General features: G+C 34.7%; 14 protein-coding genes. All 14 read left to right on the top strand.

From position 1 onward, the window contains the following. Positions 1-21 precede the first annotated feature (21 nt). The 14 genes from NFR29_RS04850 to NFR29_RS04785 all read left to right on the top strand — a co-directional run bounded on the left by NFR29_RS04850 (position 22) and on the right by NFR29_RS04785 (position 15,355). Positions 22-1,002 carry a 3'-5' exonuclease gene (locus NFR29_RS04850; protein ID WP_251424080.1) on the top strand — a complete coding sequence of 327 codons (981 nt, stop codon included), beginning with the start codon at positions 22-24 and terminating at the stop codon, positions 1,000-1,002. 4 nt (positions 1,003-1,006) lie between these two features. Next, the gene (locus NFR29_RS04845; protein ID WP_251424078.1) at positions 1,007-2,398 is read left to right on the top strand and encodes an aminopeptidase; all 1,392 of its coding nucleotides are present in this window, start codon (positions 1,007-1,009) and stop codon (positions 2,396-2,398) included. A 51-nt stretch (positions 2,399-2,449) separates the two neighbouring features. Continuing rightward, entirely contained in the window at positions 2,450-2,821 is a 372-nt protein-coding gene (locus tag NFR29_RS04840; RefSeq protein ID WP_251424076.1) for a hypothetical protein, read from the top strand. Positions 2,822-2,883: 62 nt separating this feature from the next. Further along, the gene (locus NFR29_RS04835) at positions 2,884-3,861 is read left to right on the top strand and encodes an ABC transporter substrate-binding protein (protein ID WP_251424074.1); all 978 of its coding nucleotides are present in this window, start codon (positions 2,884-2,886) and stop codon (positions 3,859-3,861) included. 82 nt (positions 3,862-3,943) lie between these two features. After that, on the top strand, positions 3,944-4,921 hold the full coding sequence (locus tag NFR29_RS04830) for an ABC transporter substrate-binding protein (RefSeq protein ID WP_251424072.1): 978 nt from the start codon (positions 3,944-3,946) through the stop codon (positions 4,919-4,921). A gap of 9 nt (positions 4,922-4,930) precedes the next feature. Beyond that, entirely contained in the window at positions 4,931-5,803 is an 873-nt protein-coding gene (locus NFR29_RS04825) for an ABC transporter permease (protein ID WP_251424070.1), read from the top strand. 10 nt (positions 5,804-5,813) lie between these two features. Further along, positions 5,814-6,611 carry an ABC transporter ATP-binding protein gene (locus tag NFR29_RS04820; protein ID WP_251424069.1) on the top strand — a complete coding sequence of 266 codons (798 nt, stop codon included), beginning with the start codon at positions 5,814-5,816 and terminating at the stop codon, positions 6,609-6,611. A 127-nt stretch (positions 6,612-6,738) separates the two neighbouring features. Next, the gene (gene fic / locus NFR29_RS04815; RefSeq protein WP_251424066.1) at positions 6,739-7,344 is read left to right on the top strand and encodes a protein adenylyltransferase Fic; all 606 of its coding nucleotides are present in this window, start codon (positions 6,739-6,741) and stop codon (positions 7,342-7,344) included. Positions 7,345-7,555: 211 nt separating this feature from the next. Beyond that, the gene (gene rpsO, locus NFR29_RS04810; RefSeq protein WP_005386879.1) at positions 7,556-7,822 is read left to right on the top strand and encodes a 30S ribosomal protein S15; all 267 of its coding nucleotides are present in this window, start codon (positions 7,556-7,558) and stop codon (positions 7,820-7,822) included. A 456-nt stretch (positions 7,823-8,278) separates the two neighbouring features. Then, a complete protein-coding gene (locus NFR29_RS04805) occupies positions 8,279-10,348 on the top strand; it encodes a polyribonucleotide nucleotidyltransferase (protein ID WP_251424064.1) in 2,070 nt (689 codons plus the stop codon). Between the two features lie 12 nt (positions 10,349-10,360). Beyond that, entirely contained in the window at positions 10,361-10,810 is a 450-nt protein-coding gene (gene dut, locus NFR29_RS04800; RefSeq protein ID WP_251424062.1) for a dUTP diphosphatase, read from the top strand. A gap of 561 nt (positions 10,811-11,371) precedes the next feature. Next, positions 11,372-11,785 (top strand): hypothetical protein, encoded by a 414-nt coding sequence (locus NFR29_RS04795; protein WP_251424060.1) that lies wholly within the window; start codon positions 11,372-11,374, stop codon positions 11,783-11,785. A gap of 1,567 nt (positions 11,786-13,352) precedes the next feature. After that, positions 13,353-13,649 carry a hypothetical protein gene (locus tag NFR29_RS04790; protein WP_251424058.1) on the top strand — a complete coding sequence of 99 codons (297 nt, stop codon included), beginning with the start codon at positions 13,353-13,355 and terminating at the stop codon, positions 13,647-13,649. Positions 13,650-14,185: 536 nt separating this feature from the next. Next, the gene (locus NFR29_RS04785) at positions 14,186-15,355 is read left to right on the top strand and encodes a hypothetical protein (RefSeq protein WP_251424056.1); all 1,170 of its coding nucleotides are present in this window, start codon (positions 14,186-14,188) and stop codon (positions 15,353-15,355) included. Positions 15,356-15,483 lie beyond the last annotated feature (128 nt).

The raw sequence follows: 15,483 nt of genomic DNA, 5'->3' as shown, positions 1-15,483 counted from the left end.
CTCACAGAATAGGAAGAACCTATGAATTATATTGTGTTTGATTTAGAGTGGAATCAACCTTATAGTAATGACATCAGTTTTATGAAACGAACAAAGATGCCCATTAGAGGGGAGATTATCCAAATTGGAGCAGTTAAGCTCAACGAACAATTAGATATTGTTGATACTTTTACGGTTTATATAAAGCCTAAATTTCTTACATCTATGCACAAACATGTAAAGAAATTGACTGGTATTACACAAAATGAATTAAATATGGGCGTGCCTTTTGTATTAGCGTATAACAATTTTAAATTATGGTGTGGCGATGACTATATGCTCCTCTCGTGGGGCGTTGACGATATTTTGATGTTGCGAGAGAATCTCTTGCTACATACGATGAAATCCGTTGATTATCATCAGTGGGCAGATATCCAAGTCCTGTACAGTTACGAGCGACATGGTATTGTAAAACAATTTTCCTTAGCTAGTGCTGTAAAAGACTTAGGCGTTACAAATGATAAATTATCTGCTCACAATGCATTACATGATGCTATTTTTACAGCTCATGTATGTCAAAAAATAGATTTAAATCGTGCCCTTATGCATTACGATGTAGTGAGAAAAGAAGCGCCTAATCCATTTTTATATCCACCAGGACTCATATTTTTTATGTATGAGAATTTCCTAGAGAAGAAGCGTATCGTTTATGATCGAAAAGGGCGTATTTCTTTTTGCCCATATTGTCAACATCGATTAGAATCAACTAATCCGGAACGCATGCAAGGGGATTATTATTTATCTATTGGCATTTGTCCTAAACATGGAGAGTTTGCCATTCAATTAAAAGTAGGGAAATACACTAATTCATCTGGAGAATCACGCTTTTATTTAACAAAAGTATTGAGTCATAGTACCGATGAAATTATTAAGCTATATACAGAAAAATCAGCTTTGAACCGAGAGAAAGAACGTCGGTATCAAGAACGGCGTAGACTACAATTAGAACAAAAGAAAGGTTAATAATATGGAAAGAACATATGCATGGCATAAATATGATGAAAATACATTACAAGAGGTATTCGCGCTGGGTGATAGCTATCGCGAATTTTTAGATAATGGTAAGACTGAACGAGAATGCGTCGTTCAATCGGTAGCCGCAGCAGAAGCAAAAGGGTATGTTGATTTACGAGATATAATTAAATCCAATACGCCTATCAAAGCGGGAGATAAAATTTACTATACTCATATGGATAAATCAATTGCTCTCTTCAATATCGGCACTGACGATATCGAATTGGGTATGAATATTCTTGGGGCACATATCGATGCGCCTCGCATTGACGTAAAACAAAATCCTCAATATGAAGATAGCAATCTTTTATTCTGGGATACGCATTATTATGGCGGTATCAAAAAATACCAATGGGTTGCTATGCCTTTAGCTATTCATGGGGTTGTAGTTAAGACAGATGGTACTCGTATTGAAGTCAATATTGGGGATAATGAAAATGATCCTGTATTCTGCATTACTGATTTATTGCCACACTTAGGGCAAGAACAAATGCAGAAAAAAGCAGCCAATGTTATTGAGGGGGAATCGTTAGACCTCTTAATTGGCAGCCAACCTAAAAAAGGCGAAGAAAAAGAAGGGGTTTCTAAATTCATCAATGAATTATTGGAAAAACAATATGGCTTTGTAGAAAAAGACTTATTGTCTGCAGAATTAGAAATCGTACCAGCTGGTAAAGCTCGCGATATGGGCTTTGACAGGTCTATGATTATTGCTTATGGTCAAGATGATCGCGTATGCTCCTATACATCGTTAGTAGCAATGCTTGAAGTAGATACTGTAAAACGTACTACTTGTTGCTTATTAGTAGATAAAGAAGAAATCGGTTCTGTTGGTGCTACCGGTATGCAATCTCGATTCTTTGAAAATGCTGTAGCAGAAATTCTTACATTGATGGGTAAACCTAATTCTGTTAGTGTGCGCCGCACATTAGAAAACTCTCGCATGTTATCTTCTGATGTAAGTGCTGGATACGATCCACTTTACGCATCTGCCTATGAAAAGAAAAATGCCTCTTTCCTTGGCATGGGGGTAGTTTTTAATAAATTTACTGGTTCTCGTGGTAAATCTGGTTCCAATGATGCCAATGCAGAATATATGGGCTTTATTCGTCGTGTCATGGAAGCTAATGATGTAACGTATCAAACAGCTGAATTGGGTCGCGTAGATCTCGGTGGAGGTGGCACTATCGCCTATATTATGGCTCTTTATGGTATGAATGTCATCGACTGTGGTGTTGCTGTTCTTAGTATGCATGCCCCATGGGAAGTAACGTCTAAAGCTGATATTTACGAAACTAAACGTTGTTATGTAGCCTTTTTAACAGCTGACGACGAAACGATTTAAACACTATAACTGTAAAGGCTACAACATATACGTGTACTTAGGAGTGATACTATGGAAACAATATTAGCTGACGCTATTGCAGTGGCTAAAGAGGAAGCATCTGAAGTTAAAACGGTAAGAGTTGATATTTTTGATATTCCTGAAGCGATGGCTTCCGATTATATGAAGGACCGCGAAACTGTTGCTGTCGCTGCAGAAGCAGTGATGAAACCGTATTGCGTAACAGTGAAACGAGAAACGTTAGACCCTGCAGAAGGGGAATCTATCGTAGGCTATCATATTAACGGTGAAGTCTTGATGTCAGTTAATCTAGATCCCTTTGAAGTACCAGTTATGAAAGTAGCTTTACAAAGAGATGCATTAAAAGAGTATATCCTGGCTGCTAATGATTTAACAGAAGACATGCTAGCTACATTGAAGTAGCCTATAATCTGGTATATAATAGAGATATTATCTAATTTCACGCCAAAGGAAGGAGTTTCCCCATGAATTTTAGAAAAGGAATGACCCTGGCATTGACTTGTTTCGCTTTATTAGGTTTAGCAGGTTGTGGTACATCTGATACATCTAATAGCGGTGAATATAAAGTAGGTATTGTTCAGCTCGTTGAGCATCCCGCTTTAGACGCAGCTAACCAAGGTTTTATTAAAGCTCTCCAAGAAGAAGGTTTAGCTGATAAAATTGGCTTTGACCAACAAAATGCTCAAGCCGATCAATCGAATTTAAATAGTATTGCGCAACGATTCGTATCGGATCGTAAAAATTTAATTTTAGCTATCGCTACGCCAGCAGCGCAAACGATGGCTAATGCAACACATGAAATTCCTATTTTAGCCACTGCTGTTACAGACTATGAATCAGCAAAACTGGTTAAATCTAATGAACATCCAGGTGGTAATGTATCTGGTACATCCGATATGAATCCTGTAGAACAACAAGTAGATTTAATTCTACAAGTGTTGCCAGAAGTAAAAACTATTGGTACCATTTATAGTTCTAGTGAAGTGAATTCTCAGTTACAAGTAGAAAAAATGAAAGCCTATGCTGCTACTAAAGGCATTACTGTTAAAGAAGTGACAGTATCTAACGTTAACGATATTCAACAAGCAGCACAAAGTCTCGTAGCTGATGGTGTACAAGCAGTGTACGTACCAACAGATAATGTAGTAGCTTCTGCTATTTCTAATTTAGTCAGCGTCACTGATAGCGCTAATATCCCTGTGTTTGGTGGTGAAGACAACCAAGTGAAAGGTGGCGCTATGATGTCTTTATCTGTTGACTACGGACAACTCGGTTATCAGACAGGTTTAATGGCGGCAAAAATTTTGCGTGGGGAAGCTAAAATCGAAGACATGCCTGTAGAAATGCAGAAAGAATTCAAACTTGTAGTGAATAAAGAGAAGTTAGAGAAACTAGGTATTACATTACCTCAAGATATGATGGATAAAGTGACTATGATGTAATGTGAATCAGTAGGCAATACCATTACTGATATAATAGGATTCGAGCATACTGATATGTAATACAAGTAAGAAAGGAACACCGATGAACTGGAAAAAAGGCATAGCATTAGCATTAGCCGCAGTATCTATGACAGCTTTCATGGTTGGTTGTGGCAATACAGCATCAGATAATCAAAAAAAGGTAGGCATTATTCAATTAGTAGAGCATCCTTCACTCGATGCGGCTAATAAAGGTTTTATTGATGGTTTGGCATCTAAAGGATTTAAAGATGGCGAAAACATTAAAATCGACTATCAAAATGCCCAAGCGGATCAATCAAATTTAAATAGCATTGCACAACGCTTTGTGTCCGATAAAAAAGATTTAATGTTAGCCATTGCAACACCAGCTGCACAAACATTGGCTAATGCAACACATGATATTCCTATTTTAGGAACAGCTATTACTGATTATGAAACAGCCAAGCTCGTTCAATCTAATGATCGTCCAGGCGGTAATGTATCTGGTACATCTGATATGACACCAGTAGAGCGAGAAGTCGATTTGATTATGGCTTTAATACCTAATGTAAAACGCATTGGCGCATTATATACATCTTCAGAAATTAACTCCCAATTACAAGTAGAGAAAATGAAAGCTTACGCGGCTACGAAAGGCATTACTGTAGTAGAAGCGACTGTATCTAATGTCAATGATATTCAACAAGCTGCTAGCAATCTTGTAAATCAAGATGTACAAGCTATTTACACACCAACAGATAATGTATTAGCTTCTGCTATGGCTAATTTAGCACAAATTACTGATAGCGCTAACATTCCTGTTTTCGCTGCTGATGAAGGGATGACTATGACTGGTGGGGTAGCAACTTACTCTGTTGATTATTATCAATTGGGCTATCAAACAGGTTTGATGGCAGCTAAAATTTTATCTGGTGAAGCAAAGATTTCCGAGCTTCCAGTGGAAATGCAAAAAGATATCAAATTAACTGTAAACGAAGAACGTGCTAATCGAATGGGTATTACTATCCCAGAAGCACTTCGTCAAGATATGAAAAAATAGGAGAAACTAATGTTGGATTTAGTGGTAGGCACCATTACACAGGGCCTATTGTGGTCTTTGTTAGCGGTAGGTGTATTCATCACCTTCCGCGTCCTTGATGTAGCTGACTTAACAGTGGAAGGATCCTTTCCCATGGGGGCAGCTATTTCAGCAATATTAATTACTAGTGGAATGTCCCCAATTTTATCTATTGTTATTGCCGGTATCGGTGGTATGGTAGCAGGTGCTGTTACTGGTTGGGTACATACAAAACTTAAAATTCCTGCATTATTAGCTGGTATTTTAACGATGATTGCGTTATACTCTGTAAACCTTCATATTATGGGGAAAGCAAATATTTCTCTTCTCCGTATGGATACAGTGTATAGTATGCTCGGTTCTTTATTGGGAACACCAAATATGTGGTCTGCCGCTATTATTGGTATTATTGTGGCTATTGCGATTTGCATCATTTTGTTTTGGTTCTTCGGTACTGAAATTGGTACGGCTTTGCGTGCAACAGGGGTAAATCCTCAAATGATTCGCGCGCAAGGTGTAAATACAGATAATATGATCGTTCTTGGCTTATTGATTTCCAATGGCTTTGTAGCTATATCTGGGGCGCTTATTGGTCAAGCTCAAGGTTTTGCTGATGTAGGCATGGGGATTGGTACTATCGTTATCGGTTTAGCTTCTGTTATTATTGGCGAAGTTGTATTTGGTACAAAATCCTTTGTTCGCAGTCTTATCGCCGTAGTATTAGGTTCTATTGTATATCGTATCGTTATTGCTGCTGTTCTTTATATGGGCATGCCGCCAAATGATTTGAAATTATTTACTGCTATCCTCGTTGCCATTGCATTGTCCTTGCCAACGTTGAAAGCAAAATGGTTAGCACGATAGGAGGAGCACTATGTTAGAAATTAAACATATGGTGAAAACCTTCTTTAAAGGCACCATTAATGAAAAAACAGCTTTACAAGGTATTGATTTAAAATTAGAACCTGGTGACTTCTGTACTGTTATTGGTGGTAATGGAGCTGGTAAAAGTACGTTGTTAAACTCTATTGCTGGTGTATTTCCAGTTGATGAAGGACAAATTTTTATCGGTGATGCAGATGTAACTAAAATGCCCGAATATAAACGGGCTAAATATATTGGCCGTGTATTCCAAGATCCGATGGTTGGCACAGCTGGTAATATGCAAATCGAAGAAAATTTGATTCTCGCTATGCGCCGAGGTAAAAGTTTAGGTTTATCATGGGCGTTCAAAGATAGCGAAAAAGAATTTTTTAAAGAACGTTTAGCATTATTAGGATTGGGTCTCGAAGATCGTTTATCAGCTCGTATGGGTTTGTTATCTGGTGGACAACGCCAATCTATTACCTTGTTAATGGCCACTATGCTTCGTCCAGAAGTCTTGTTGTTAGATGAACATACAGCTGCGTTAGATCCTAAAACAGCGGAAAATGTATTACAGCTTACGGATAAACTCGTAGCTGAACATAATTTGACAACTCTTATGATTACTCATAACATGCGTGATGCTTTGCGCTTTGGTAATCGTCTCATCATGATGGATGCAGGCCGCATTATCTATGATGTACGAGGAGAAGAGAAAAAACAATTAACTGTACAAGATCTATTACAAAAATTTGAAGTAGCTGACGAAAATGCTTTGAGTGACCGTATGGTGTTGGGAGCAAAGTAATACAATATGAAGATGAGAGGGCTAAGCCCTCTTATTTTTATATATGATATTTTGAGATATAATATACATAGGGTCATTATATTGGGTGAATAACTGTATGGAGCCCTGCAGTTAGAAAGGGAGAGATATGGTATTAAATAATAAATTTAATATTACAGACTCTACAGAATTGGCACGCTTAGAAGAACAAATCAGTAAAAAGAAGGCTGTCAAATTATTTGAAAATAAATATTTAGACTCCTATACAGCGGGTAGTTTTGCTATGCTTTCAGCTATTCATAAGTATTTATTTAATGAAATTTATGAATTTGCTAGGCAGGTAAGAACTGTTAATATTTCAAAGGGAAATTTTCGTTTTGCTCCAGTTATGTATTTGCAATCTGCTATTGAACATGTTGAGGCGATGCCGCAATCTACATTTGATGAAATTGTTGAAAAATATGTGGAAATGAATATAGTGCATCCTTTCAGAGAAGGAAATGGTCGTAGTACTAGAATATGGCTTAATTTGATTTTGAAAAAAGAATTATCTAAAGTTATTGATTGGAGTTCTGTCGATAAGGAAGATTATTTACAAGCCATGGAGCGAAGTCCTATTAAGGACATTGAAATTAAACATGTGCTGAAACAAGCCTTGACTGATAAAGTTAATGATAGAGAAGTATATATAAAAGGTATTGATTATAGTTATTTCTATGAAGGCTATATGATATTTAAAGCGGAAGAATTATAAATATTACAATGTATAATTGATAAAGACTCTTTTATTGACAGTATGAAATATAGTATTGCACTTTTACGTCAAGAAGAAAAAGATCAGAATTTACATTTTTTGTAAACAATGGTATACTGAATGAGGTCATTAGACATATCGTAAGCGAAGTATTCGACTCTCCAACGTATACTTAAGCTTAACGGGATTTATTTTTTAGGAGGTAACAATAATGTTAACTACAGAAGCTAAATTAGCAGTTATTAAAGAGTACGCTACTCATGAAGGTGATACTGGTTCTCCAGAAGTACAAGTTGCGATTTTAACAAGCCGCATCCAATACTTAACAGATCACTTGAAAGAGCATAAAAAAGATCATCATTCTCGTCGTGGTTTGTTGAAATTGGTTGGTCAACGCCGTAACATGCTTGACTACCTTCGTCGTAAAGATATCGAACGTTACCGTTCTCTTATCGAACGTCTTGGTCTTCGTAAATAAGACAATATATCAAATATTGGGCCGCCCTATGGGGCGGCTTTTTTTATATGATATTTGACAATATTTCGTATAATTGATACTATAATGTATATAGGATTAGGTCAGGATAGCGTACGGCGTCCTGGCCATTTTTTTTGAGAGATTGCTATGAAAGAATATAAAACTTATAGACAGCAGTTAAAAATCCTTAGAAATATGAAGTATTTCAAGCTTTTTATACAAGATTACAAGCATTATTTAATAAGTATGAAAAAAGTTTTTATTCTGTTTCATTTGAAGCAATTCTTAATATGATGGGGATTGATATAGAAGAGCTTCAAAAGTTAAGATAGATAAATTAGTAGAGGATAGAAAAGCAATTTTCTATCCTCTTTTATATTTCAATGGAATAATTTAAGCCTATGATATATAATAGATGAGACTAATATAAAGAAGAGATATATAGGAGGAATAGGAATGGAACAATTCCAAATGGATTTAGCTGGTCGTACTCTTACGATTGAAACAGGGGAACTAGCAAAACAAGCGGGTGGTGCTGTTATGGTTGGGTACGGTGATACGCGCGTACTCGTAACTGCTACAGGTTCTAAAGAAGCGAAGGATATTGATTTCTTCCCGCTTACAGTGGACTACGAAGAAAAAATGTATGCTGTAGGTCGTTTACCAGGGGGCTTCATCAAACGTGAAGCGCGTCCACCAGAGTCTGCTATTTTGAATAGTCGCTTAATTGACCGTCCTATTCGTCCATTATTTGATAAAGGTGTGCGCAACGAAGTACATGTTGTGGCTACTGTTATGTCCGTAGAACAAGATTGTGATCCTGCTGTATGCGGTATGATTGGTGCCTCTGTAGCATTGACGATTTCTGATGTGCCTTGGAATGGCCCTATTGCAGGCGTTCGGATGGGTCGTGTGAATGGTGCTTTTATCGTTAACCCTACAGTTGCTCAATTGGAAGAATCTGATCTTAATATTGTAGTTGCAGGTACAAAAGATGCTATCCTCATGGTTGAAGGTGGTGCTGAAGAAGTACCAGAAGATATTATTTTAGAAGTTATCATGGCAGCTCATGAGGAAATTAAAAAATTAGTAGCTTTCCAAGAAGAGATTAAAGCTAAAGTTGGTAAAGAAAAACGCATTTTTGAAAGCAAAGATATTCCTGCAGAAATCAAAGAAGCTGTTTATGCTTATGGACATGATAAATTGAATGCTGCTGTTCGTTGTGCAGATAAACAACAACGTGACGCTCAAGAAAGTGAAGTGCGAGCAGATGTAGTGGCTCATTTTGAAGATATTTATCCAGACAACATGTCTGATGTAAATAAAGCCTTTGACAGCATGACAAAAGACATTGTGCGCCACATGATTTCTGTAGAGAAAATCCGTCCAGACGGTCGTCAATTAGATGAAGTGCGTCCTATTTCTTGCCGTACAGGCGTATTGCCTCGTACGCATGGTTCTGGTTTGTTTACTCGCGGCCAAACACAAGTACTCAACGTGGCTACAATGGCTCCATTGTCAGAGAAACAAACTATCGATGGACTAGGTGTAGAAACAGAAAAACGCTATATTCACCACTATAATTTCCCATCGTTCTCCGTTGGGGAAACTCGTTCTTCTCGTGGTCCTGGTCGTCGTGAAATCGGTCATGGTGCTTTGGCAGAGCGCGCTTTAGTGCCAGTTATTCCTAGTGAAGAAGAATTCCCATATGCATTGCGTTTAGTATCTGAAGTATTAGAATCAAATGGTTCTAGTTCTATGGCGTCTGTATGTGGCTCTACATTATCTCTTATGGATGCTGGTGTACCTATTAAAGCACCAGTAGCAGGTATTGCAATGGGTCTTATTACAAAAGATGACAATTATACAATCCTGACAGATATTCAAGGTATGGAAGATGCTCTTGGTGATATGGACTTTAAAGTTGCTGGTACTGCTAAAGGCGTAACAGCGATCCAAATGGATATTAAAATTTCTGGCTTGTCTCGTGAAATTTTAGACGAAGCATTACAACAAGCCCATAAAGGCCGTATGCATATTATGAACATCATGTTAGATACGATTGCTGAACCACGTCAAGAAATGTCCCCATATGCACCACGTATTACTACTATAAAAATTGATCCTGAAAAAATCAGAGACGTTATTGGTACTGGTGGTAAAGTTATTCGTAGTATTATCGAAGAAACAGGTGCTAAAATTGACATCGAAGATGATGGTACTGTATTTATTGCGTCGGTAGACCAAGAAGGGGCTCGTAAAGCGCAAGAGATTATTGAAAACCTCACTAAAGAAGTAGAAGTAGGGGAAGTATACATGGGCAAAGTCACTCGTCTTATGGCGTTTGGTGCTTTCGTTGAAGTATTGCCTGGTAAAGAAGGTTTAGTACATATTTCTAAGCTCGCTAAAGAACGCGTAGAAAATGTAGAAGATGTAGTGAGCGTAGGTGATGAGATTATGGTTAAAGTTATTGAAATTGATAAACAAGGCCGTGTCAATTTATCTCGTAAAGATTGTTTAAAATAATAGAGGTGCTTTATGGATATTCGCGGATTTGAAGTCGTGAGTGCTTTTGAAGGACAAGACATTCACTTACCGACTCGGAAAACGACGGAAAGTGCAGGCTATGATATTGAATCTGCTGAGGCTGTAACATTAATGCCAGGCGAAACAAAACTGATTGCTACCGGTTTGAAAGCTTTCATGGCATACGATGAATACCTTGCCATTCACATTCGTTCCAGTATGGCTATTAAACGTCGCTTAGCCCTTGTGAATAGTACAGGCATTATCGACAGCGACTACTATAACAATGAAGATAATGAAGGCCACATTATGATTGCCCTTTTAAACTATGGATCAGAACCTATGTCCATTGAAAAAGGGGAACGCATAGCGCAAGGGATATTCTCTAAATACCTCATTACTAACGATGATGATGCTACAGGTGTGAGAACTGGTGGTATTGGTAGTACGGGGTCGATGTAATTATTTTTAATCGTATGATTTTATAATTTAATAGGATATGGTGAAAGCCGCTCAATTAAGAGTTTTAGACTAAATAGATTATTTAGTCTAGATAAGAACTTTTAAATTGAGTGGCTTTTAGTTTTATCTTTAGATTAGGTAGTGATAAAATTGCTGATTAAACGGATGAATATGATTCGGTAGTAACAAAAAAAGAATTGGTTATAATTTTGAAATATGAAAGTGTGTTTTAATAAAAATCTAGATTTCTTATTATAATATATTTTGTATATTGAATGCGGACAAATGTTGACGGGGGGGGATTCGATATAAAATTAGACTAGATGAGATTAAGGTGATATAAAAAATAATTGATGCAATTTTAAGTGAATTTAATCTCGATTTATTATATCTATTTATTTTATGAGGTGATTGATATGGACTTTTTGGAGATTTCTTAATTTCTTATTTGTTTTATTCTTTTTTATAGAAGGATTAGAAGGGGGATTTCTACATTTTCTCGATAGTGATTAATAGTAATGTTTTAGATAAAGTTTAGTTTTATAAAGGATGTGCATAAGTATGAAAAATATTACTAAGATAATATTAATTGTTTTGACTATGATGGTTTTACTAGTTGGTTGTGGTAGTGAGCCAGCTAAAGTTTCGATTGATGGTGAATATAAATTTATGGGGGTGAATGGTGTTGCTGGAATTACAAATAACACGCGTCTTTTAGTTGATCATTCTGAGGGGAATCTCTATTCTATTTCTTTAAAAGATCCTGAATTAACAAATGGCATGCTTATTCCTAGTGGTAAAGCCAGTTGGGATGAAGAAAACAGACGATTAAATACTAATTTTGGTCCACTGTATTTTTCTTGGTTTGAATATAATGTAATAAATAGAATACCGTTAAAATGGATATTTAATTTTGAAGGTACTTTGGGCTCTAAGTCTTCTGATGTAAAGTTAATTAGGATTAAATCTAATTAAATATTAACGTTTATTTATCAATACCTGATTTAACTATTGGTATTATTTAGGAATAAAACTTGATGATTTAAGTGCAAAGTATATTTAGATTTAATTCATGCAAGCAAATCTTTTGTATGTATCTTTTATCAATTAAGTGAAATAATAGATTGGTATCACTTATTTTTAATGATAAATAAGCAATTTCGTAAATAAGAAGTAATTGGTAACGAACTTAGTATTTCAGATGAATTTTTTATAGCCATTTTCTTAGCTCGTTTTAGATTTTGCATTAAGTCATGATACAAATACTCTATCTATTAATCACTACAGAGATTAAGATTTTGTTCGACATATTATAAATAATAATGAGAGTAGAGATGCTTATATTCAGTGTAAATCTTTGTAGAGATGGATTTTTAATAAAGGTAGATATTAAGTCATATAGAAAATGTCAAGGTCCCTCTTATAAAGAGGGGCAATCAGTTGAATATATAGGCCTGTGGAAAGATAATACATATAAACAAAATCAAGTTATGATATAGGAGAGACGTCATGGATATAATTATATTTATTATTTCCGTTATTCTTGGATTTTTTATTTCGAAGACTATACATTCTGAATCTGTTTTCTTTGGTCGGAATGGGTTTGATGCAGCTAAGAATGGCTGTATGTCTTTTTTTGTAACGTGGGCGGTCATAACTTTTTTCTTAGCAGGATTTTTATTAAACTTAATAAATTAATGCCTATTTTAAACTATAAGATTAAACTGAGGATTTTCTAAATTAATTACTATTTGTGATCAGTCAAACAGTTACTATGAAGATTGATGTAGTTTATAGCATCTTATAGTTAATGTGAGTGAGTAAAGTAGATAGGATGTATAACAGTTTTCTAATATTGAGATTTTACAGAGGAAACACAAGTAGAGACCGATTCTAATCAACCTATTGAGAAACAAAAGAGAGCTATTTGAATTTTTGTGTCATTCGTATTTTTTGATTGGATTTCTTCCAGCATTAGTGATTTATTTCTTTGCATTATTTTTTTGAGAGGCATATTAAAAAGTTTGTGTAAACCCTTTAGATTATCAGTTAGTTAAAAAACTTGACTAAGTTTCGTGGCAGAGTTTTCAAAACTCTATGTTTACGCTCTGATTGCGTCGCATTATATTCGCTAATAAAGGCATAGGTAAATCGATCTAGTGAATCTTCATAAGAAAATTGCTCGTTGCGTTTATTATAGCATTTAAAATGTTTATGCAATCTTTTGATAAGATTGGTCGTATAGATTCTGATTTAAATATCCCTAGAGAATTTGTAAAATCTTAGTTATGTTACCTACCGTTTGATGCTCGTAGTGCCAACCATACATTTTTCGATTAAATCAGTATTTCAGGATGATAAGCAGGCATGTATAAGTTGTAAATTCAACATTTCGATTATATGGGATACACATGGTAAGATCACCAAACTGTATTTTAAGATACATTCATAGTATCCATTTCTAGAATTCAAAATAAAGATTTTATTATGGATTTAGAGATAATTCATTTAATATTGCAATTTAAGTATTAGGGGGTGGAAAATGAGTAAAGCGAATTCTAAAAATCAACCAGCTATTTTAGTATCTGTAAAAGAGTTAGAGTCTAGAATATCTAAAATAGAAAATATTTTTATTAAAATTCAAGCGGAGGAGGATGTGCTTCTGCCTGATTATCCATATTCTATAAAATTTAATGGATTAAGAATTGTTTCTGAGTGGATTGATACTCGGATAAAGCCACTATTAGGTTCTATCCCATTTAAAGTTCTTGATGGTAACGGTATCGTTCCTCACGGGAACATGAGAATGGAAAATTTGAGAAAAACCTATAGAGATTAAACTATAAAATTTAGATAGGCTATGTTAAATAGGAAAAATAATTTATGGGGATGTACAAATTAGTGAGAGTAGTGAGAAAAAAAGTTTGCATATACTCTCAAGACGTCCAAGGAGAGTTTTGAATCGGTGTTTTAATAACAATTTGTACAGATCTACTGGAAGTAAATTATGATTAAAAGTTTTAGCTGAATGCGACTTAACATCATCAGTTTTTTTATTAATAGGTTGACAGAATTCATTTTATAGTTCTACTAAGTAGACTGATAAACTTATTGACAGAGAAAACTCAATAAATAAGGTTTCGTAGGAAGCTTATTAGTTATTAGTAGAGAATAATATGCTAAAACAAGTAGTAGTGATAAATATAATTACTAAAGATAATGGAATAGAAATATTTAAAACTAGTTAAGGGATGAAGTATGTTGTTATGATATTAAAAGCATGCAGACGTAGGGTGATGCGCAAATAGTTTGTTTTGAAAAATGTTGATTACGCTGGTTATTTCTTTGTAATAGGAATATAAAAGGAGTTTTATAATGTCAAAAACTTATAAATTACTGAGTATTATATTTATATTAATTCTTAGTTCATTCAGTTTAGGTGGGTGTGGGAATGATGAGGAGAATAAAGAGTCTACTAAAGATAATCAAAAAATAGAGCAAAAAACGGTTACTGCAAGTGATAGATTTTTTAATCTATTAAATAACGTAAAAGATTTAAATTCTATTGCGGATCTTAAAATTCGAGATGAATTTAAGAATTTAATTAATCAAGGTGTAACAGATACAAATGTTATTTATATAGTTCAAAATGAACACTTAGGTTATCAGGAAACGCCTGATAAAAATAAGGCTACTTATTTATATGTGGGTGAAATGAAAAATCATAAGCCTGATGGTAAAGGTATAATTTATAAAAAGTCTAAGAACTCTACTTATACAGAAAAGGATATTTATATGGTTGCTAACTTTAGAAATGGATTACCTTATAATTATTTTCTTGAAAATAATAGTTCTGGTTTGAGAGAAGTTTTTGTAAATATGAATCCAAATAATTCTGGACTATATAATTTAACTGTAATTGATGTATCCAAGGATTCTAATATTGAGAATCGTCATATTACTATAGGTGAGGCAGAATTTAATCAGATTAATGTAGATGGTAATTTAAATCTTCAAACCTTCAGTTATGAAAACCTTTATGCTCCTGCTGAAAAAAGCATTAATGGTCCTAATATTTTATTGGTATCAATTAAGAATTTTGTGAGTAGTAGGGAATCAATATATGGATTAGATAATAAGAAAAAAAAGGTTTATTTAATTTATGAAAAAGAAAATCGTAAGATTAAAGATGAAATAGAAACTTCTGATGAAATAGAAACTTCTCTATTAAAATTTTATGATAAAAATGACAAGAAGATATGGGAATTAACACCTATATATAAGTCTTTGGGAACAGATAAGCTTTACATTGGTACTTTTTACTATCCAAATGGGCAAATAAAATATTCTGGAGAATACATTCTTAGCGCTTATAGCTTCGAAAAAAATAAGATTTATGGTCTATATTCTAAGAATGAAGCGGATTTTATGAAAATGATGATTCAGTTAGAGTCTGAAGCTAGAAATGGAGAAGGAATATTGTATAAAGATGATGGAAGCATACAATATTCTGGAAAATGGAATAAGGGAGAATATAGTTTATAAATTCATAACTCAAAGTTGCTGATAAGAAAATTTGACCACATATAGACATGCTTTTAGGCTCTCTGTCAAATGTTGGGGTGCTTATCCCTAATCATTTGTTTGGCACCAATCACTTATGTGGTTGGTGC

This window comes from Veillonella agrestimuris, from assembly GCF_943193065.1.
Lineage (GTDB): Bacteria > Bacillota > Negativicutes > Veillonellales > Veillonellaceae > Veillonella > Veillonella agrestimuris.
The sequence above is the reverse complement of the archived record's forward strand: the minus strand, read 5'-3'. Positions and strand labels throughout refer to the sequence as shown.

Bases quoted from the DNA above. Each gene is read 5' to 3' on its own strand.
- NFR29_RS04850 (WP_251424080.1), top strand. From the start codon at position 22: ATGAATTATATTGTGTTTGATTTAGAGTGGAATCAACCTTATAGTAAT.
- NFR29_RS04845 (WP_251424078.1), top strand. From the start codon at position 1,007: ATGGAAAGAACATATGCATGGCATAAATATGATGAAAATACATTACAA.
- NFR29_RS04840 (WP_251424076.1), top strand. From the start codon at position 2,450: ATGGAAACAATATTAGCTGACGCTATTGCAGTGGCTAAAGAGGAAGCA.
- NFR29_RS04835 (WP_251424074.1), top strand. From the start codon at position 2,884: ATGAATTTTAGAAAAGGAATGACCCTGGCATTGACTTGTTTCGCTTTA.
- NFR29_RS04830 (WP_251424072.1), top strand. From the start codon at position 3,944: ATGAACTGGAAAAAAGGCATAGCATTAGCATTAGCCGCAGTATCTATG.
- NFR29_RS04825 (WP_251424070.1), top strand. From the start codon at position 4,931: ATGTTGGATTTAGTGGTAGGCACCATTACACAGGGCCTATTGTGGTCT.
- NFR29_RS04820 (WP_251424069.1), top strand. From the start codon at position 5,814: ATGTTAGAAATTAAACATATGGTGAAAACCTTCTTTAAAGGCACCATT.
- fic (WP_251424066.1), top strand. From the start codon at position 6,739: ATGGTATTAAATAATAAATTTAATATTACAGACTCTACAGAATTGGCA.
- rpsO (WP_005386879.1), top strand. From the start codon at position 7,556: ATGTTAACTACAGAAGCTAAATTAGCAGTTATTAAAGAGTACGCTACT.
- NFR29_RS04805 (WP_251424064.1), top strand. From the start codon at position 8,279: ATGGAACAATTCCAAATGGATTTAGCTGGTCGTACTCTTACGATTGAA.
- dut (WP_251424062.1), top strand. From the start codon at position 10,361: ATGGATATTCGCGGATTTGAAGTCGTGAGTGCTTTTGAAGGACAAGAC.
- NFR29_RS04795 (WP_251424060.1), top strand. From the start codon at position 11,372: ATGAAAAATATTACTAAGATAATATTAATTGTTTTGACTATGATGGTT.
- NFR29_RS04790 (WP_251424058.1), top strand. From the start codon at position 13,353: ATGAGTAAAGCGAATTCTAAAAATCAACCAGCTATTTTAGTATCTGTA.
- NFR29_RS04785 (WP_251424056.1), top strand. From the start codon at position 14,186: ATGTCAAAAACTTATAAATTACTGAGTATTATATTTATATTAATTCTT.